Source organism: Nostoc sp. DedQUE09 (assembly GCF_034530915.1).
In the GTDB taxonomy this organism is placed as follows: domain Bacteria; phylum Cyanobacteriota; class Cyanobacteriia; order Cyanobacteriales; family Nostocaceae; genus Nostoc.
This window is the reverse complement of the sequence record NZ_JAVRCE010000001.1, coordinates 162,793-181,565: the sequence shown is the minus strand read 5'-3', so window position 1 is coordinate 181,565 and position 18,773 is coordinate 162,793. Positions and strand designations below refer to the sequence as shown.

Annotated in this window: 17 protein-coding genes; 6 read left to right on the top strand and 11 right to left on the bottom strand. The window is 42.3% G+C overall.

The annotated features are described in order from the left end of the window. Nucleotides 1-126: 126 nt before the first annotated feature. The 4 genes from RMY27_RS00730 to RMY27_RS00715 all read right to left on the bottom strand — a co-directional run bounded on the left by RMY27_RS00730 (nucleotide 127) and on the right by RMY27_RS00715 (nucleotide 5,091). Nucleotides 127-573, bottom strand: a complete 447-nt coding sequence (locus RMY27_RS00730) for a tellurite resistance TerB family protein (RefSeq protein WP_322659539.1) — start codon at nucleotides 571-573, stop codon at nucleotides 127-129. 176 nt (nucleotides 574-749) lie between these two features. Next, complete coding sequence (locus tag RMY27_RS00725) at nucleotides 750-887, bottom strand: hypothetical protein (RefSeq protein ID WP_180277588.1); 138 nt, start codon at nucleotides 885-887, stop codon at nucleotides 750-752. A 573-nt stretch (nucleotides 888-1,460) separates the two neighbouring features. After that, nucleotides 1,461-2,381, bottom strand: a complete 921-nt coding sequence (locus tag RMY27_RS00720) for a histone deacetylase (protein WP_322659536.1) — start codon at nucleotides 2,379-2,381, stop codon at nucleotides 1,461-1,463. Nucleotides 2,382-2,454: 73 nt separating this feature from the next. Next, on the bottom strand, nucleotides 2,455-5,091 hold the full coding sequence (locus RMY27_RS00715; protein WP_322659534.1) for an EAL domain-containing protein: 2,637 nt from the start codon (nucleotides 5,089-5,091) through the stop codon (nucleotides 2,455-2,457). Between the two features lie 906 nt (nucleotides 5,092-5,997). Here RMY27_RS00715 and RMY27_RS00710 point away from each other — a divergent pair. Both RMY27_RS00710 and RMY27_RS00705 read left to right on the top strand, forming a co-directional pair. Further along, entirely contained in the window at nucleotides 5,998-7,395 is a 1,398-nt protein-coding gene (locus RMY27_RS00710; RefSeq protein WP_322659532.1) for a GTP-binding protein, read from the top strand. Between the two features lie 331 nt (nucleotides 7,396-7,726). Continuing rightward, nucleotides 7,727-7,984 (top strand): Calvin cycle protein CP12, encoded by a 258-nt coding sequence (locus tag RMY27_RS00705; protein WP_322659530.1) that lies wholly within the window; start codon nucleotides 7,727-7,729, stop codon nucleotides 7,982-7,984. 141 nt (nucleotides 7,985-8,125) lie between these two features. Here RMY27_RS00705 and RMY27_RS00700 read toward each other — a convergent pair whose 3' ends face one another. Next, nucleotides 8,126-8,944, bottom strand: coding sequence for a TlyA family RNA methyltransferase (locus RMY27_RS00700; RefSeq protein ID WP_322659528.1), 819 nt, complete (start codon nucleotides 8,942-8,944; stop codon nucleotides 8,126-8,128). 497 nt (nucleotides 8,945-9,441) lie between these two features. On the opposite strand from RMY27_RS00700, the gene RMY27_RS00695 reads away from it, so the two are divergent. Then, nucleotides 9,442-10,392: a class I SAM-dependent methyltransferase gene (locus tag RMY27_RS00695; protein WP_322659526.1), complete on the top strand. Its 951-nt coding sequence runs from the start codon at nucleotides 9,442-9,444 to the stop codon at nucleotides 10,390-10,392. Between the two features lie 115 nt (nucleotides 10,393-10,507). Here the strand turns inward: RMY27_RS00695 and apcB are convergent, their stop codons facing one another. Beyond that, nucleotides 10,508-11,017 (bottom strand): allophycocyanin subunit beta, encoded by a 510-nt coding sequence (apcB, locus tag RMY27_RS00690; RefSeq protein WP_322659524.1) that lies wholly within the window; start codon nucleotides 11,015-11,017, stop codon nucleotides 10,508-10,510. Between the two features lie 358 nt (nucleotides 11,018-11,375). On the opposite strand from apcB, the gene glnA reads away from it, so the two are divergent. Then, nucleotides 11,376-12,797, top strand: a complete 1,422-nt coding sequence (gene glnA, locus RMY27_RS00685; RefSeq protein WP_322659522.1) for a type I glutamate--ammonia ligase — start codon at nucleotides 11,376-11,378, stop codon at nucleotides 12,795-12,797. 110 nt (nucleotides 12,798-12,907) lie between these two features. Here the strand turns inward: glnA and RMY27_RS00680 are convergent, their stop codons facing one another. Then, on the bottom strand, nucleotides 12,908-13,108 hold the full coding sequence (locus tag RMY27_RS00680) for a hypothetical protein (protein ID WP_322659520.1): 201 nt from the start codon (nucleotides 13,106-13,108) through the stop codon (nucleotides 12,908-12,910). A 395-nt stretch (nucleotides 13,109-13,503) separates the two neighbouring features. Between RMY27_RS00680 and RMY27_RS00675 the strand changes: the two genes are divergently transcribed. Further along, a complete protein-coding gene (locus tag RMY27_RS00675; RefSeq protein ID WP_322659518.1) occupies nucleotides 13,504-14,403 on the top strand; it encodes a ferritin-like domain-containing protein in 900 nt (299 codons plus the stop codon). A gap of 661 nt (nucleotides 14,404-15,064) precedes the next feature. Here RMY27_RS00675 and RMY27_RS00670 read toward each other — a convergent pair. From RMY27_RS00670 to RMY27_RS00660, 3 genes are all read right to left on the bottom strand, one after another. Continuing rightward, entirely contained in the window at nucleotides 15,065-15,187 is a 123-nt protein-coding gene (locus RMY27_RS00670; RefSeq protein WP_322659516.1) for a hypothetical protein, read from the bottom strand. 13 nt (nucleotides 15,188-15,200) lie between these two features. Then, complete coding sequence (patX, locus tag RMY27_RS00665; protein ID WP_322636400.1) at nucleotides 15,201-15,428, bottom strand: heterocyst-inhibiting protein PatX; 228 nt, start codon at nucleotides 15,426-15,428, stop codon at nucleotides 15,201-15,203. A 107-nt stretch (nucleotides 15,429-15,535) separates the two neighbouring features. Further along, nucleotides 15,536-17,329, bottom strand: a complete 1,794-nt coding sequence (locus RMY27_RS00660) for an FAD-dependent oxidoreductase (RefSeq protein WP_322659514.1) — start codon at nucleotides 17,327-17,329, stop codon at nucleotides 15,536-15,538. A 167-nt stretch (nucleotides 17,330-17,496) separates the two neighbouring features. On the opposite strand from RMY27_RS00660, the gene RMY27_RS00655 reads away from it, so the two are divergent. Then, complete coding sequence (locus RMY27_RS00655; protein ID WP_322659791.1) at nucleotides 17,497-18,543, top strand: zinc-dependent dehydrogenase; 1,047 nt, start codon at nucleotides 17,497-17,499, stop codon at nucleotides 18,541-18,543. Between the two features lie 41 nt (nucleotides 18,544-18,584). Here the strand turns inward: RMY27_RS00655 and RMY27_RS00650 are convergent. After that, the coding region (locus RMY27_RS00650; protein ID WP_322659512.1) for a hypothetical protein at nucleotides 18,585-18,773 on the bottom strand (189 nt) is incomplete at its 5' end.

Below are 18,773 nucleotides of genomic sequence, written 5' to 3'. Positions count from 1 at the left end.
ATAATCAAAGAACAGTAAAAAATAGTGGCAAAGAAGCTCAACTTCCCTGCCACGCCTTGTTTATAAGCTACTTATACAGTTTAATCAGCTAAGGACAATGGGCATAACAAGTTATGTTCTATCACCCTATGCACGATTTTTAATCAAAATTACTTGCACAATTTGTATTGCTATCTCACTAGAAACACCTAAAGCTTGATATAAATCATTTAAGAAGTTTTTTTCTTCTTCAGGTATAATACCTTCAGCTAGGACTAGATCGGTGGCTACTGCAAAGGCTGCTTCCCGCAAGTCTTGAGATAGAGAATCTTTGGCTGCATTAAATAAGGCATTAAAGCCATCACCCTGGAGAATGCCCAAGATATTCTCAAACAGCCTGTTTATCATTTCATTGGGATAACTTTTAAAAAGTTTCATCCGAGACAGCACAGAAATGATAGAATTTGCTTGCTCAACAGAAAGATAACCGTCTGAGGCTGTTGCCGTCAATATGATGACAGCAAAAGCTTCCGCTGGATTGAGTGCTGCTTGGGTTTGGCTTTCTGTACCCAACACAGCGTCGAATAGACCCATTGTAGTAGCTCCTTGGTTGGAGTCCCAATAGCGTTACAGTTACCTGTATGTTTGGTGATTTACAGGGAAAACTGTAGTGCTATGAGACTTTCATACTTTAGTGTTCCCAGGATTTATTCACGGCGAACACTTGTACCCAATGGTTTTTGGCAGGAACTACATTGCTATCTTTAAACTTACCGTTCTCCTGTCTTTTCTATTGTCTCAATTACCGCCAAACCTATACCAGAAGCTGCCATTAACAGCACTACTGAGATCAAATAGGCGTTGGTCAGCATTTGTAGGGCTTCATCGAAAAAAATATAGGTGGTCATTGCTTCACCTTTTTAAATTTGTGCTGCTTGTGCTTTTTATTTCTCCACACCCAGATAGGTGAATTTCGCTGAGAAACTGCTAGCAATTGCATCTTAACAAAACTTTAGCTCTTTCAGAACCCTGCTGAAAATTTTTCTTTCTGAAGATTCGATGAAGTTTAGAAAAAAGGGTATGGAGCATGGGGCGAAACAGTTCCGTTAGCGGAAGCGGGGTGTTTAGCCCGTTCCGAGTTCTGAGTTCCGAACTCAGCATATTTTGTAGCTGATAGATAAGCCCATACCAGTACCTTTGCCGATGGGTTTCGTGGTGAAAAAAGATCGATCGCACTGTTTCAAGTATCCCACAAGCATTGTCAGCGATCGCAACCGCACCAACTACACTCTTTAATAAGGAAACACCAACAGAGCTTGCAACCAGTTTGTGAGAAATTTTCATAACTGTATGTCAGCTATAACCGCGTCAGTATTCAGTGTTCCCAAATCTTCGCAGAGAATTTAGGTTATTATCCTTGGTAACTGTGATCGTCAGTATATATATCAGGTATTTTGTGAAATGGGATAAACAAGACAAGCTTAAAGTAAACAGCGTTCAATCGTCGCTACAACTGATTGAGAAAGAGTATCAAAATCGTAACCACCTTCTAAGCCAAATAGAATTTTACGAGTTAGCCCCAAACAGTAATCAGTAAATAAAGCGTAGTCTTCTGGCTGTAAATTCATACTTGCCAAAGGATCTTCTGCATTGGCATCGTAACCAGCACTGACAATTAGTAAATCTGGCTGGAAGTTGGCTAAAAATGGTACTACCTGTTTTTCAAATAGTGGCTGATATATTGCAATATCACTACCAGGGCGTACTGGTAAATTTAATACGTTATTGTGAAAACCTCGTTCTGTCGATCTTCCCGTACCGGGATAGCATGGGTATTGATGTAGGGAACAATAGGCGATGCGTGCTTCAGTTTCAATTATCGCCTGAGTACCATTACCATGATGTACATCCCAATCAAGGATGGCGACGCGGTTAATTCCAGGTTGCTCTAGAGCAAATAAAGCGGCGATCGCGGCATTAGAAAATAGACAAAAGCCCATCCCCGCATCACTTTCAGCATGGTGTCCTGGGGGGCGTGCTAGTACAAAAGCTGGATTAGCCGACCCTAACACAACTTCAACTCCATCTAACCATGCACTGACTGCCAACAATGCCACATCATAACTACGCGGGGAAACTGGCGTATCTCCATCCAAAGGACCGCCGCCACTAGAGGCGATTTGCCAAAGTTTTTTGATGTAGGCTGGGCTATGTGCTTTAACCAACAAAGACATCAATGATGGCTGTTCTGATGCTGGTGTAGGCGAATGCCAGGTAATTTTATCTGCGAATGTAGCTGCTTTTAGGGCATTTGCGATCGCACTTAAACGTTCTGGTTTTTCGGGATGGTATTTTCCAGTCTTGTGATCTAAAAATTCGTCGGAATAAATGACTGGCAGCATAGGACGAAAAAGGTTGGCAGCAGGACAATGAATTTTATTGTATCTTCACTGGTACAAACAGTTTTCCCTTGTACTAAATCGTTGGTCGTTTACTTTCGAGGATTTCTGTTGCTTTCTGTCCAGAAAGTGGGCGGTAGAATAAAAAGCCCTGTACCTCCTCACAGTTGATAGATTTCAAGAATTCCAATTCCTCTTCCTTCTCTACCCCTTCGGCTGTTAACTTTAATCCCAAGCTGTGTCCCAAGGTAACTATTGCCTGGATAATATGAGCTACTTTGGTATCCTGCGTCAAATATTGAATGAAAGATTTATCTATTTTCAGATTGTGGAGTGGCAAAAGCTGTAGGCGCGAAAGTGAGGAATGACCTGTACCAAAGTCATCGATGGAGATGTAAACACCCATCTGCTGTAGCTCCTCTAACACCTTTGTGGTAAAACCCAAATCCTCAATCGCTGTGGTTTCCATAATTTCTAATTCTAAAAAGCGAGCTTCTAGACCTGTTTCTTCTAAAACCTTGGCTATAGTCTCTACCAATTTGGGTTGGCGGAATTGCTTCAGAGAAAGATTGACAGCGATCATAATCGGCGGCAATCCAGCATCTTGCCATGCTTTATTTTGCCTACAGGCCGTCTGTAGAGTCCATTCACCAATGGGGACAATTAATCCACTTTCTTCGACTAGGGGAATGAACACACTGGGGGCAACTAATCCCATCTCTGGGTGCTGCCAACGCAACAGAGCCTCCATACTAGTAATTTCCCCTGTGGCAATGTTCACACGAGGCTGATAGTACAGCGTAAATTCATTGCGTTCTAGGGCATAGCGCAAGCTCTTTTCTAAAGTTAGGAGTTCAGGATTTTTAGCACTAAGGGAAACACTGTAGAATTGGTAGTTATTCCGTCCTTTGTCTTTGGCGTAGTACAAAGCGGCATCTGCGTGCTGGATTAGTGTTTCGGCGTCAGGGCTGTTGTTATCAAGTAAGGCAATACCGAGGCTGGCAGTGACATAAAGTTCATGCCCTTGAAGATCAAAGGCATCCTCAAAGGCTTGTAAGATTCTCTGCGCCACCAAAGTTACCTCTTCAATATCATTGACTCGTGGCAGTAAAATAGTAAATTCATCGCCTCCCCAACGGGCTACAGTATCTCCGCCTCTAAGTGAGTCTTTTAATCTTTGAGAAACGCTTTGTAACAATTGATCTCCCAGAGTATGCCCTAGAGTATCATTAATGACCTTGAAGCTATCCAGATCGAGAAAAATTACAGCTAAACTTTCGTCATTTCGAGTGGCGTTGGGCAAAGTTTTACTGAGCAGCTCGTTAAATAGTAGACGATTGGGCAATCCTGTCAGCAAGTCATGGAGGGCTTGATAGCGAATCTTTTCTTCTACTTGCTGACGCTGCCGCGCACCAATTATACTAGCGGCCATCGTCAAAAGAGTAGATTCTTCGTGCTTTGACCAATGACGCTCAAAGGTGCAGTCTGCCAAGCCAAGATACCCCCAGAAATCGTTATCCAAGCGAAGAGGCACTAAGAGAAGGGATTGAATGCCATCTCGAATCAGGAATTCTTGTTCGGCGACAGGAAATTTGGGGGTAATTCCGCTAATGGACTGGCCGCTAGAGAGAACTGTGTACCAACGGGCTAAATTAGGAGCTTGATAAGGCTGATTCTGCCAATGGTGGTGGGTAGATTCAATAAAAGATTGCGTCCATTCAAACCGGAGGCTAACTGCTATTTCCTCTGTAACAGGATGGGGATGGTTCTCAAAGAGGTAGGCACGATCTGCCTTGGCAGCTTCGCCCAGTACAGCGAGAGCTCGATCGATACCAGTTTCGTAATTCATTTCTCCTAGCAAATAATTGGCAGCTTCTGCAACTGCTTGTAACAAGCGATCGCGCTGGCGCAATTCAGCTGTAGCTTGCTTTTGCTCTGTAATATCTCTAATAATAAAAGTTCTTATTAAATCACTTTCAGGAAGATAGAGAACAGATTGTTCAAAAACTTCTGTACCTACTTCCACCTCCCGCACAAAAGAATTTTTTTCTAGATTGTTAACTCCAATCAACAGTCCCGTTAAGATCGGGTGTTCTGTCCCAACTTCCCTAAGATTGGGAAACTTGATAGCTGCGGCTGGATTGAGATAAGTAATTCTTCCCTCGAAATCCATCTCAATAATTGGATTGGGAATGAGTTCAGGAAAGGATGCTAGGCGAGCTAGGGCGGACTCACTAGCTGCTTCAAAGCTAGGATCGATGGCTAAGGTTTGAAAAGGATTGGCAGGACTGCCTTGCTCTGATAAAAAACCAGATAAGTCTTCAACATCAAAAGATTCAGAAAATACTTGTTCTGAAATATTTGAAATAGCATAATATTTAGCTTGAGCTTTATTACTACCAAAAGCAATGATATCTCCATGCCTAAGATTATGAGAAAAGCATTTAGTACCATTCACAAATAAGCCATTAGTACTTCCTTTCCCCTTATAGTTACCATCAATAATCTGGAAGCCATATTGGTCAGTTTCTGGAACAGTAACTCGCAATAAAATTGCATGTTGCATTGATACTGACCGGGAAGCCAAGACAATAGTGTTTGCAGGATGCCGCCCCAGAGAATAAGTAGTCTCTCGCAAGGGGACAGTTCGCCGCCCTTCTAGGTCTTGGATGACCAACAGATGGCGTATTTTTTCCCGCTCATTTCCTTGCATGGCTGTTCCTCAAATTTCTCATATAATTAATATTTATGTCTTAGTCTGAAAAAGACTGCTCCTATAAGTCCAGAATTTCAGGCTGCACTTCTGGTAAAATATACTTAGTCAAATTTGTAACTATCTGCGTAGACGTAGCCTGCATTTTTTTACGAGACGCTGCGCGTAGCGTGCTTCCACATTCGCGCAGCCTGCCGTAGGCAAGTGGTACGATAAAGCTCTGTTACCACCGCAAGCATCGCAAAATTGGTATGAGGGTATAGACCAGCCTTTACCTTCATAATTGACCGCACTCAGCGCTAACAGAACTAAGCACTCTTCTTTTTATAGAATGAGTTGGCTAATTGTTCAATCAGTTTTTGTAGTAGAAATTATAGTTTTTTCTCTACTCATACATAAGTTATAAACTTTGTTCCTTCGTCTATATCATCTAACCTTGTCTTTCTTAGGATACCCAGATTAACAATTCAAAATTAAAATTTCAAAATTCTACCCTTACAGGGAAGCAAACTACGCGTAGCTCATGTTAGAGCAGCCTCTTGTAGAGAAGAGAGTTACATAAGACGATTTCAAACCAGACTAAAACTGAACAAAGCAGGAGCCAAACCGCCTCCAATCTAAGTGTAGATGTTGGTGTTAGTCTCTCTTTGGAGTTATCCATTAGTCAGATATTTCTTAAGATTTATAAAACACCTAATCTCCGACCTCATAAACTTAGAGACTTTTTATGTCCTATATATAGATTATTAGTCCAAGAACTTAGGGATATAAGATAGAGAGGTATGTTTAACTTTTCCTTCCCCTGATAATGGGGTTGAAAAAGTAAGCATTAGTTAAAGATGGTTAATGAGTACGAATTCATACCTATTATTTGCAATCGAATGCTGAAAGTGTTTTGAGCATTGGATGAGCATTTTAGAGAGAGTGAAGGCTAAAAGTGTTGATATTATGTCGGTTTATCGTAATGTACAAGAAACTCACTTAAATCGTGCCCGCGCCAGTCTCAGACAAGCGCTTTCTTGGTATGGATATCTTCGCAAGTCAGGACAGTTATCATCTAACCCAGAATTAGTAGGTTTGATGAAACCAGAATTGGAAGCTTTGAACGCCACACTCAACAAGCTAGATTCTAACGTCATTAGAATTGCCGTCTTTGGTTTGGTGAGTCGGGGAAAGTCAGCAGTTTTAAATGCCTTGTTGGGAGACAAGATTTTGCAAACTGGGCCCCTGAATGGTGTCACCCAATGGCCCCGTTCCGTACGCTGGCAGCCCAGTGATAAGGTACTAGTAGAGTTAATTGATACCCCTGGATTAGATGAAATTGAGGGGGAGTCACGGGCGGATATGGCACGAGAAGTAGTACATCAGGCGGATTTAATTTTGTTTGTCGTGTCTGGTGATATCACTCGTACTGAGTATCAAGCGCTGCTGCAATTAAGGCGATCGCAAAAACCCCTGATTTTAGTGTTTAACAAAATAGACCTTTACCCAGATACAGACCAAGGAGCAATTTACCAAAATTTACAACAACTAGGTGCAGGGCATCCAGAAGCAAAGCCTCTACTACCTGATGAAATTGTGATGGTGGCAGCGGAACCAGCAGCAATGGAAGTGCGAGTCGAATGGCCTGATGGGCGTGTCACTTATGAATGGGAAACACCACCACCGCAAGTAGACGAACTCAAAGAGATAATTCTGAATATTCTAAATCGAGAAGGGCGATCGCTTCTGGCTTTAAATGCACTGATCCAGGCACGGGATGCAGAAGCCGCGATCGCTCAAAAAACTATCGATTTACGCGAAAAGGAAGCCGAAGAAATTATTTGGCAATTTACCAAATACAAAGCCTTGGCAGTAATGCTCAATCCCATTGCCTTCTTAGATATCCTTGGCGGAACTGTTGCTGATTTAGCTTTAATTCGCGCTCTCGCTAGATTGTATGGTTTGCCGATGACTAGCTATGAAGCCGGAAAAATTTTAAAAACAATTTTATTTAGTTCTGGTGGCTTGCTACTTGGAGAACTAGGCAGTAGTTTGCTTTTGGGTTTAGGTAAAAGTACGGCTGCAATAACTAGTGGTGACAATCCCAGCAATATTACTGCTTTTGCTGGCAGTGCGATCGCTCAAGCTGGTATCGCCGGTTATGGCGCATATTCCGTTGGCAAAGCTGCCCAAGTCTATCTCGAAAAAGGCTGTACTTGGGGACAATTAGGCGCGAGCAGCGTCATTCAAGAAATTCTCTCTCAAGTTGACCAAAATACAATTCTGTATCGTTTGCGACAAGAGTTAAACATAAAGTATTGAGAATAATTAAAAACTGCTATCTTTTTGTTACCGTTTATAAGTGTTTATCAACTTCTATCAAAGTCTTCTGACAATTAACTGACATTCTCCATTTGCGATGCAAGATTGAGAACATGACCATCTCTATTAGCGATCGCAACTAGTAGAATTCCTGTACCTTTTTGAATCTAAAGATGACAAGAGGGTAATCCCACTCAATTTTGCTAAAAAGATGGCGGTGTTTACCACTACCTCTTGTGGGAAGCCTATCTAAACTAGAAATGTGAGCTGATTGAGGTCATTAAGAGCTTGCAGCTATAACTCTGTCTGTAAATTATAAGGTGAAAGTATCATGACAACTACCCTAAAAGTTGAAGTTGCTGGGGCAGCAAATCTCGAAGAAGCCATTACTAATGCCATTAATGAAGCCCGAACAACTTGCGATCTAGATGGCAGTAATTCTGCTGGCTGTGCCGTAGCCTGGGATATTGTAGAAGAATTGCAAGCCGAGAAATCTCATCAACACCAAGCAAAATCAAAGAAAAACTCTTTGGAAAATTACTGCGATCGCCATCCAGATTCCGTAGAATGTCTAATCTACGACGTTTAATAAGAAAGAATTCAGGAGTCAGGAATCAGAATTCAGTATGAATTGGAGTCTGAGTGCAGACTTCGGCGTGAGCGCTTAGTCGAATTCTGAATACGTGGGTTTAAGTGCCCTACTAATTGCTTCTGAATTCTGCATTCTTCTTTAACTTTTCCGTAAATCAGTTATCGCTGATTGTGTTATTTGCTTAATTGCCTCTAAATGAAGTGGTGGGGCTTCACTTTCCATTCCCAGCCACAACAGATATTCGATATTCCCAGCCGGGCCAGTGATCGGCGACCAAGTTAAGCCTTTGTATTTCCATCCTAATTCGTGGGCAGCTTGCAAAACCTGGAAAATGGCATCAGCTTGGTCGTTTGGATCGCGTACAACACCTTTTTTACCCACACGGGATCTGCCGACTTCAAACTGTGGCTTGACTAACAATACAGCTTCTCGGTTAGCTTGAGTTAGTTGCCACAAAGCAGGCAGAATCTTCGTTAAAGAAATAAACGATACATCAACCACCGCCAAATCAGGAATCGGGTCATTTTTACCATATAACTCATCCGGTCGTAGTTGGCGTAAATTGGTGCGTTCTTGCAAAATCACCCGCGGATCATTTCGCAACCGCCAGTCAACTTGTCCGTAACCGACATCAATACCGTAAACTTGTTTTGCTCCAGCTTGCAAGAGACAATCAGTAAAACCACCAGTAGAAATCCCACCATCTAAGCAAATGCGCTCTGCTACGGGAATGGCAAATACTGACAAAGCTTTGGAGAGTTTTTCACCGCCTCTAGAAACAAAAGGCGATCGCTTTTTAATATTTATTTGAGCAGTAATATCAACTTCAGTACCAGGTTTATCAACTAACTGCTGATTAACAGTAACTTCCCCCGCCTGAATTAACCTCTGTGCTAAGGCGCGAGAAGAACATAAATTTAATTCTACTAATAGTGTGTCGAGTCGCTGTTTAGCCAATTAATTAGACTCTCCTGGTAATTTTAAAGCCAAAGCGCGATTGATAATTCATAATTAGCGCCTCAAACATCGGCAACTTCTATTGTGGCTGATGATTGTTCTAGTTCAGATAACAGAAGCTAATCATTAAACTAAAAAGTTTTTCTCAAAGAGCGATGCATACGCTAATCACAGTTACGTAAATCAAAGTGATATATGCTGCGTAGCGCTCTTTCATCACTCTCACCAGAGAATAAAAAATAATTCTTGCTACACAAGACTTTCAAGCAAAACAGATGATTTTAGCCATAACTTCACACCCGTCCTTTAAGCGCTATATGTGTACGACCAGGGGTAGTTGACAGAGGTAATATCATCATAGAGTATTAGTTCGATGAAGAAGAAAGTGCCTCCACAGTAAAGGGATGATTAATACCAATTGTCAAACGAGGAATTGGTAGACAATCAAGGATCTGGATAAATTCATTTATCAACTTGAAATCAACAACACTAAACCCATGCAATCAATACTGTGTCCAGGATGCCATTCAGAAAAATGTGAGACTCTTGAAGCTATCAACACAAGCGATATTATTAAACTTTACAAACGCTCGCTTAATATTGATACAAGTACACTTTTCTCTAGTACTCCGGTAATTGATTATATGCACTGCCTTGCATGTGATCTACGCTTCTTTTTTCCGTTTGTGTCTGGGGACGAGGTTTTCTACGAAGACTTGCAGCAATTTGACTGGTATTATGATCAAACTGAAAAACCAGAATACCAATTTACGAAGCAATTTGTAGCAGAGGGGGCATCAGTTCTAGAAGTAGGGTGTGGAAATGGTCTATTTAGGAGTTTTTTGCCGGCTTCGGTACGCTACACTGGGTTGGAGTTCAACAACAAAGCAATCCAGAAGGCACAGGCGCTCGGCTTAAACGTAAAGAAGTGCTCTATCGAAAAATATGCTGAGACTGCTGACTCATCGCATGACGTTGTTTGTTCATTCCAGGTACTAGAGCATGTCTCCGAACCCATGAAATTTCTTGCGTCGTGTGCCAAGGTAACAAAGCATGGTGGTTACGTATTAATTGCTGTCCCAGCAGAAGATGGTTTTCTTTCAGTAGCTACGAATCGCTCTCTAAATATACCACCGCATCACCTGACGCGTTGGTCGGATGCCTCACTTCGCAAATTGGCAATGAATGTCGATCTTTCAGTTGAGAAGTTGTGGCATGAGCCAGTCCACGATCATCAGCGTTTATGGTATAAAAAGGTTCTTGCAAGGGATGGTCTAAATCGGTTGATTTTTGGTAAGTCACGGATAGTAGATAATAGTTTATTGGTAAAAGCGGCATTGGCCTTGCTAAAATTTCCTCCTGTCAGGGAGATTTTTGCTAAACGATCAGAAGCATTATCGCCATCCATGCAATATGGGCATACCGTAGCTTTGATCTGCCGCCGATAACGGTGCTTTACAAGTATTAGTCTGTACAAAAAAGCGATCGCTCTTTCTCAACACAGACAAAAATGCGATCGCTATTTATGTTTATATTGGGGCACACACCTTGCCCACCTAAAATCTAAATATCTATCTCGCTCAACTCGCGTGTGATGTGATCGAATGGTTCATCTACAAAAGCAGTATTAACCACACCTGCTGCTGCTACTTGCTCCTTAATCAGATCCTTGAGAATTTGGATACCGCGAACTGTAGGTCCAATAGGTACTCCTAAAGAATTGTAAGTTTCCCGCAGCCCTTGCAGCACTCGTTCATCCAATACATTCGTGTTCCCAGCAACCAGCGCATAAGTGGCGTAGCGCAGATAGTAGTCCATATCGCGCAGACAAGCTGCATAACGACGAGTTGTATAAGCATTTCCACCGGGGCGAATCAATTCTGGCAGTTCTTCAAATAACTTCAAGCCAGCTTGCTTGACAAGTGCAGCCGCATTAGAATTGATTGCCGCTGCCGCTTGTACTCTTGCTGTACCACTGTCAAAGTAAGACTTTAGGCTATCGATCGCATTCCGGTCAAAATACCGACCAGCTAGGTCATAATTCTTAATTAAACTTGTTACCGCATCGCGCATTCCTTCTTCTCCCAATCATTACTATTTATGGTTTGATATTTATTTGGCTGCACTTATGCACCAGTAAATTTTTGTGCTATTAAAAATAGATTCGGCACAAAAACAATTTATCCACTATCTATGGATTCTATGCCAAAGTTGACCCCTATATGATGAACTTTCCAGTTTTGTACAGATGATCCCTGAAAGGTTAATATAACCTGATAATCCAGATATCTGTAGCACAAACTACAAAATCAGCTAATGTCTAGTATTTAAGATATTTCTGGTGTGTCACGGCCTGATTGAGATCAGCAGGGTTAGGATGCAATGTAAGATTCTGGTTTTACTTTAGGAAATTGGTAGAGAAGGAGTAACAATGACGACACCCCAAGAACTCTTGAAGAAAATTCAAGATGAAAAAATTCAACTGATTGATCTCAAATTCATCGATACAGTAGGGACTTGGCAGCACCTCACACTGTATCAAAATCAAATCGATGAGACTGCATTCACTGATGGCGTAGCTTTTGACGGTTCCAGCATTCGGGGTTGGAAAGCGATCAACGAATCGGACATGACAATGGTACTCGACCCCAACACTGCTTGGATCGACCCATTCATGGAAGTACCGACACTAAGTATAATTTGTAGTATTAAAGACCCCCGCACGGGTGAACCATACAACCGTTGCCCACGCGTTATTGCCCAAAAAGCAATAGATTACCTGGTTTCTAGTGGCATTGGTGATACAGCCTTCTTTGGGCCTGAAGCTGAGTTCTTTATTTTTGATAGTGCTAGGTTTGCCCAAACTGCTAACGAAGGCTACTACTTCTTAGACTCCGAAGAAGGTGCTTGGAATTCCGGTAAAGCAGGTACAGATGCAAAACCCAACTTGGGTTACAAACCACGCTTCAAAGAAGGTTATTTCCCAGTTTCGCCAACGGATTCTTTCCAAGATATTCGTACAGAGATGCTGTTGACGATGGCAAAATTAGGTGTACCCATTGAAAAGCATCACCACGAAGTTGCTACTGGTGGTCAGTGCGAACTAGGTTTCCGTTTTGGTAAGTTGATCCAAGCGGCTGACTGGTTGATGACTTACAAATATGTCATCAAGAACGTTGCCAAGAAATACGGCAAAACTGTCACCTTTATGCCAAAACCGATTTTTGGCGATAACGGTTCAGGAATGCACTGTCACCAGTCCATCTGGAGAGACGGCCAACCTTTATTTGCAGGTGATAAGTATGCTGGCTTAAGTGAAGTGGCGTTGTACTACATTGGTGGTCTTCTTAAACACGCACCAGCGCTGTTGGCAATTACCAACCCCAGCACCAATTCATACAAGCGCCTAGTACCTGGTTATGAAGCACCAGTGAACTTAGCTTACTCCGAAGGGAACCGTTCTGCTTCTATCCGTATTCCTCTATCTGGTAAGAACCCCAAAGCTAAACGTTTAGAATTCCGTTGTCCAGATGCTACATCTAACCCCTACTTGGCATTTGCTGCAATGCTTTGTGCTGGTATCGATGGCATCAAAAACAAAATCCATCCTGGTGAACCCTTAGATAAGAATATCTATGAACTTTCTCCAGAGGAGCTTGCAAAGGTTCCCTCAACTCCAAGTTCTTTAGAACTCGCATTGCAAGCACTAGAAAACGATCACGGTTTCTTGACAGAATCAGGCGTCTTCACGGAAGACTTTATCGAAAATTGGATTGACTACAAGCTTAACGAAACCAAGCAGTTACAGCTACGTCCTCATCCCTACGAGTTTTACCTCTATTACGATGCTTAATTATTAAGTACCGTCATGTATAAGTTTTGCCACCCTAGAGGGTGGCTTTTTTTTCCAAAGTTGTTGGTTGAAATATTCACTGAAAAAATCAACCTTAAAACTCTTCAAACTTAGCTCATGGAAGCATGACTGGGCCCATAAATCATTCGACTGTTGGCATCTACCTTCCCTTGAATCGGGTTCCAGTAGTGGGATACTTCTTCAGGAAGACCAAGTTCTTGTGCAGCCCGCATCAGCATTGATTGTTGACGATTCTTCACTTGCTGATGTTCACGCACCATTAACGCACGAGATTTATCTGCGATAGACATAACCATAGTCCTCTTTATTTTGTGAATATATATTTTTTGGTTTCTCTATAAATCAATATAGCAAAGATTCTGTAACATAAGCTACTTTTTACATAAATTTATATTTGCTTTTGCTGACAATATTAGGTATTTTTCCCCAAAGCTGGAAAAATCCTCCCTAATCTACCTTTGATAGCTAAAATCATCTAGCTTCAGATTTGTCTCACCTCAAAAAACAGACCTCTCCCAAGACTGAACATTTATTCGTTACTTTTATTTACACTTAAAAGGTCTGACGCTTAAGTGCAACTAAAGTGATTAGTTTTTTGAACTTCTACTTTTTTTCGACCCAAACACAGTAGTTGCCAAAAATTCAGTTACGATCAAATACATATTTACAAAAATTTACATAATTCATGACAGTTACCTACCCACGTAAATTTCAGAATGTTTTGAGTGCGAGAGATATATTGAAACAGGTGATATGCGATCGCGAAATCCATCTCATTACCCTCAACCGCTACCGTTATAGTGAACAGCGCAGTTGCAAAGACCTCACAGAGTTAATTGAACAACTGAATGGACAGCCACGAGAACTAGTGCGAGATTTGTCTCATCACATCTCAGATGAAGCTCGTCATGCCATGTGGTTAACTGACTTATTGACAGACGTGGGAGCAGATATTGGTAAGCCACCCGGTTCTTCATATATCAATGAATTTGAACGCTTACTTGATCACGAACAACAAGATCCAGTCCAAGACCTCGAAGATTTTGTGATTTCTTCCCTTGCCGCAATTAACGTCACTGAAAAACGGGGCTGTGAGTATTTCTCTGCCCACATTTATGCACTCAAGCAAGCAGCGCAAACGGCAGAAAACATCAAAATTCGGGAAACTATTGAAAAAATTCTCCCAGAGGAAGCAGGACATGTCCGCTGGGGTAATCGTTGGCTAGGAGAAATTGCGCGTAAGAGTCCAGAACATCAGCAAAAAGTAGAGCAAGCCAAGCGAAAATATACCGCAATTGAACAAGCTGCATTTGAATCAGGAATGGATATCACCTTGGGTGCAGAACTACGGCGAGTTGCCAACCTAGTGGAAGTCGCAAATACTATGCCGCTTTGGCAACGCCCTCAATACTTGATGGAACGCTTACCCCAGACTTTGCTAGCGCCGGAGTTGCAATTTACTCGAATTCAGGCTGCACAAAAGGCTTGGCAGCGCGATCCACAGACATTTATTGAGAAGTTTGTGCCAATGTTCCTCAACGGTATCCAGGGAAGAGAAAGTAGCCGCAAGAACACAACGGTCTAAAAGGACATGGAGAGAAGAGACAAGGTAGACAAAGGAGAAACTTGTTTAACAATTCCCCCTTGTCCTCTTGTCTTCCTCATCCCCCACTTCCTTTTCTTTAAGAAAAATTCATCTAAAAAGACCAAATGCAAAATTTTGCATCTGGCCTTGGGTGTAAAATAATTAAAAAGACTAAGATGATCTGGCAGATCCTTCTTAAGAGTTATTTCGTCGGCAGTCATCTACGAGGAGAACGAACCAAGGGGCAAAAGTAGGTCAAGAATAGTAGATTTGTTAGCAAGTGCAATAAACCTATACTACTTATCCGAATCCATACGCTAGATAAGCAAGAGATGAAACGAAAGGGATTTTATGCTTTGACAAAGGATGCGAAACAGATGTCGAAGCGAAGCTCAGTTACTTGTTTATGTAGATAACCAGCTACTGAATGTATGAGAAGGAAATTGATTGGGGAATAAAGTGAAGTTGTCTTAAGGCTGTTTCTTCAACAAGCAAAATGTCTGAATTAGATGTGCTTTAGATTAACTTATAGCCTAAGTAACATCTATTTCTGGAGCTTTTGAGGAGTTGGTAATGCTATTGATCAAAGCACTTAATTTGATTTGCTTTTTGATCGGTAGGATTGAGTCCAACTATATATACAAAGTTTCCAGTTGAAATACTAAGCGATCGCTGAAGACTTTGGTATGTCAACTGTATATATCTCTGCCAGAAAAGCTGTGCAAGGTGTATTAGCACAACATCCTGTTTTTTGGTAATTCTGTTCCTTTGAGAAAAGAGGCATTACCCTACAGTAGTTAAACCACAGCATAAATATTTCGGACTTTTTGTGTTACTTCTCGGCGCCCACTACCGCGATGACGTGGCGCATCATCTGAAGCTTGTTCAGATGCCGCCAAAAGCCGCTGTTCCAAAGTAGGCGTGGAAGGCAGCCCTGTTGATAAGTGATTGACCATTGCTTGGCAGTTAAAAGCTAAGGGGCCGAACACCAGACTCGAGACTAAAAGTGAAATGGCAGCACGCATAGCAGATGTCTATTTGGGAACTCTCCACTTCACTGATACTTAGCTTTTTGATTAATATCCGGACAATTCATCAAAAAGTATTCTGTTTTACTGAAAATAAACTCTTCTTATCCTCCGTTTAAATGTTCGACTAATAACCAATTACCAGAGTGATTGTAATGACCCCACAATGTAACTAATTGTTCGTGGGAATAAGCGTGTAATTGCTCGTCGATATGTGATCGCAAAGTCACAAGCTGCCAATTTTGCCCTTGATATGCTGCTGGGGCGGTGACAGTGAATCTGTATTCCTGCGGTTCCAAGCGGTAAAAGATGCCTTGGAAACAGTTATTTTCCTGAATTAATGCTTTGTCAAAAGCAGATTCAGGACAATCGCCACTAACTGGATAGGCTTGTGGGTTATCTAAGTAATACAGTTGCCAGTGCCGCCAATCCGAACGATTGGGGGGAAGATTAAACAAAGGAATAATTAGCGCTTTTGAGCGATTATCTTCTAATAAGGCCGTTTGCAGCTTTCTAATAGGTAAATCCCTCGGCTGGCAGTTTAATTCAACACATATCGCCGCCGCCATCCCTGCTGCTTGACCAATTCCCATAACCACAGGTTGTAATCTGGTAGCGCCATTGGCAATGTGGGAGACAGAGATATTTTTTTCACAAACCAAGAAACCATCTGTTGTGGCTGGAATTAGACAACTGTAGGGAATTGTAAAAGGCGTTCCAGTCCAGCGTCCCCCCCAACGGATAGATTTTGGTTGCAGTGGGAATTGAACACCAGGATAATGATGGTCATTGGCGTAGTTACCAACTGCGATTGCTTCTCCTATCGGAGACGCTTCGCGAACGCAAACGCCAAGGGCGAACGCATCATTAAATATAGATGCAACTCTACCTTTTGGGATCGGCAAAATATCCTGTTCTCGAACAGTCGTTAGCCCCACTAAGCGGCGGCTTTCCCGGTAATACGGATGCAGTGCAAAAGCTGTAGAGGTGTGAGGAAATACTTTTTCTGCTAAACCATAGCGACGACCAAGCTGTTTTTGGATAAAATGAGCAAAATTTTGGCTGTGCCAGCGAGATTCTTGGATGAATTCACCTCTGGATACATCTGACTCTATCAACCGCCCTACCCCTTCGCCGTAGTCATTGCCACAGATTGGCCAATTCATCATAAACAGGCCACCGGGCAAACGTCCATAATTTAAAAATGTCTCTGCTCCATAGCCATCCCAAGCACCTGTAAACTGCGATGGATTATAGTTAGGCGCAGCCGGAATCTCTGGTGCTATCGCTTCACCAAAGTCCTGCATAATCACTACATAAGTGGGCGCTTGCACAGGATATTTCTGGGTTAAAGAGTTAAAAGTTGCTGGGGCGCTGGGTTCTCCCCACTCCGATTGCAATTCCCAACCCCAACGGTAAGGGATGTCAGCTAAAGCTAATAAATCTCCTAACTCTGTGCCATCGAGAATAATCTTGGCTGTAATCGCAAAATCAGTAAAGCGGACACCTGTTATCAAATCACCTTGTCGATAAACTTCTAAAGGTACTTGTCCAGAAATCCAGTGTAGATTGGGCAATTCCCGCACCCAATCTGCAAAAATCTCTGCTCCAATTCGGGGATCGTAACTAAAAAAGCTTACCCAGCTATTATCTAATCCTCCGGGCTGTCGTTGTCGCAATTCTTGCAAAAACGCACCCCATAACCCTGTTTGAAAGGCTTCTAATTCATTGCCATCGGGTACAGACACTCCAGCCGAAGTTAGCATTCCCCCTAACCAAGGAAATTCGCTTACCAAAATGGTTTTGGCTCCCCGTCGCGCCGCTTGGATAGCAGCCGCAGTCCCTCCCGTTCCCCCACCAACAACTAAGACATCCGCTGTATATGTCTGATTAACCATCACTTAACCTCGCTGGAGTTCCGACATATTTTCTCCAGATAGTTTGGCATCAGACAAGATAATTTATTTTACGAATTAGAACAAGCTAGACAGAGAAATCACAAATCGATAGCTTAACGTTGACTGCTAATGTTACATCTAGTATCGTTGAGCGGGGAAAAACCAACGTGAAAGCACAGGTATTTAGAGGCGTCAATCAACTGTCTTACGAAGATATCCCAGTTCCAACCCTAGAACCAGATGAAGTACTGGTACAGGTGCGGGTTGTGGGGTTGTGTCAGTCAGATATAAAAAAAATTCGTTACCCACTGTATGAACCACCGCGCATTTTTGGACATGAAACTGCCGGCACGATCGCAGCAGTAGGCAATAATGTCAAAGGTTGGCAAGTTGGACAACGGGTAGCAGTGATGCACCACATCCCTTGTATGCGTTGCGCCTACTGCCTAAATGATAATTTCTCTATGTGTGATGTCTACAAAAACATCTCTACTACCGCAGGCTTTAACGCCAGTGGTGGCGGTTTTGCCGATTATGTCAAGGTTCCTGGACATATTGTGGAAAATGGTGGATTGATTCCCATCCCGGATAACATCAGTTTTGAAGAAGCGAGTTTTGTAGAACCAACTAATTGCTGTTTGAAGGCAGTGAGAAAAGCTCAAATTGCTCCAGGACAAACTGTGTTAGTTACTGGTGCTGGGCCAATTGGGTTAATGTTCATTATGTTGGTGAAGTATTTCGGAGCAAAAGCGATCGCTACTGATTTACTACCCTCTAGAATTGATAAAGCCTTGAGTGTCGGTGCAGAGGCGGCTTTTGATGCTCGCGATCCCGATTTACCCGCCAAAATCTCCGCCTTAACTGGTGGACTAGGCGTTGATGTTACACTGCTGGCTGTTCCCAGTGAGAAAGCTTTCTTTCAAGCACTTGATAGTACCCGCAAAGGCGGTAAAATCTTGTTTTTCGCCGAATTTCCTGATGAAGTGGAAATTCCCATTAACCCAAATATCCTCTACCGTCGGGAAATTGACTTGATTGGTAGTTACAGTTCATCTTATCGGCTTCAGAATTTATCAGCCGATATTGTATTTAATCAGCGGATTGATGTAAAAGCGTTGATTAGCGATCGCTATCCATTAAAAGATTTATCAGCAGCTGTGGAAGTTGCGATCGCACCCACACCGGATACTTATAAAATCTTAATTTATCCGTAAAAGGAAGATTAGGGAGATAGGAGAGTGTTAAAACTAGAAGTTTAAAGTTCTGTCTGAGATTCAGCTACGAAGCTCAAAGGTTCAACGATGAAGCTAAAAGGTTCGACGATGGAGCTAAAAGGTTCAACGATGGAGCTAAAAGGTTCAACGATGGAGCTAAAAGGTTCGACGATGGAGCTAAAAGGTTCAACGATGAAGCTAAAAGGTTCAACGATGAAGCTAAAAGGTTC

What these genes read in the sequence shown, in the direction of transcription:
- RMY27_RS00730 (WP_322659539.1), bottom strand. Translation starts at nt 573, where the DNA reads ATGGGTCTATTCGACGCTGTGTTGGGTACAGAAAGCCAAACCCAAGCA.
- RMY27_RS00725 (WP_180277588.1), bottom strand. Translation starts at nt 887, where the DNA reads ATGACCACCTATATTTTTTTCGATGAAGCCCTACAAATGCTGACCAAC.
- RMY27_RS00720 (WP_322659536.1), bottom strand. Translation starts at nt 2,381, where the DNA reads ATGCTGCCAGTCATTTATTCCGACGAATTTTTAGATCACAAGACTGGA.
- RMY27_RS00715 (WP_322659534.1), bottom strand. Translation starts at nt 5,091, where the DNA reads ATGCAAGGAAATGAGCGGGAAAAAATACGCCATCTGTTGGTCATCCAA.
- RMY27_RS00710 (WP_322659532.1), top strand. Translation starts at nt 5,998, where the DNA reads ATGAGCATTTTAGAGAGAGTGAAGGCTAAAAGTGTTGATATTATGTCG.
- RMY27_RS00705 (WP_322659530.1), top strand. Translation starts at nt 7,727, where the DNA reads ATGACAACTACCCTAAAAGTTGAAGTTGCTGGGGCAGCAAATCTCGAA.
- RMY27_RS00695 (WP_322659526.1), top strand. Translation starts at nt 9,442, where the DNA reads ATGCAATCAATACTGTGTCCAGGATGCCATTCAGAAAAATGTGAGACT.
- apcB (WP_322659524.1), bottom strand. Translation starts at nt 11,017, where the DNA reads ATGCGCGATGCGGTAACAAGTTTAATTAAGAATTATGACCTAGCTGGT.
- glnA (WP_322659522.1), top strand. Translation starts at nt 11,376, where the DNA reads ATGACGACACCCCAAGAACTCTTGAAGAAAATTCAAGATGAAAAAATT.
- RMY27_RS00680 (WP_322659520.1), bottom strand. Translation starts at nt 13,108, where the DNA reads ATGTCTATCGCAGATAAATCTCGTGCGTTAATGGTGCGTGAACATCAG.
- RMY27_RS00675 (WP_322659518.1), top strand. Translation starts at nt 13,504, where the DNA reads ATGACAGTTACCTACCCACGTAAATTTCAGAATGTTTTGAGTGCGAGA.
- RMY27_RS00670 (WP_322659516.1), bottom strand. Translation starts at nt 15,187, where the DNA reads ATGCCTCTTTTCTCAAAGGAACAGAATTACCAAAAAACAGGATGTTGT.
- patX (WP_322636400.1), bottom strand. Translation starts at nt 15,428, where the DNA reads ATGCGTGCTGCCATTTCACTTTTAGTCTCGAGTCTGGTGTTCGGCCCC.
- RMY27_RS00660 (WP_322659514.1), bottom strand. Translation starts at nt 17,329, where the DNA reads ATGGTTAATCAGACATATACAGCGGATGTCTTAGTTGTTGGTGGGGGA.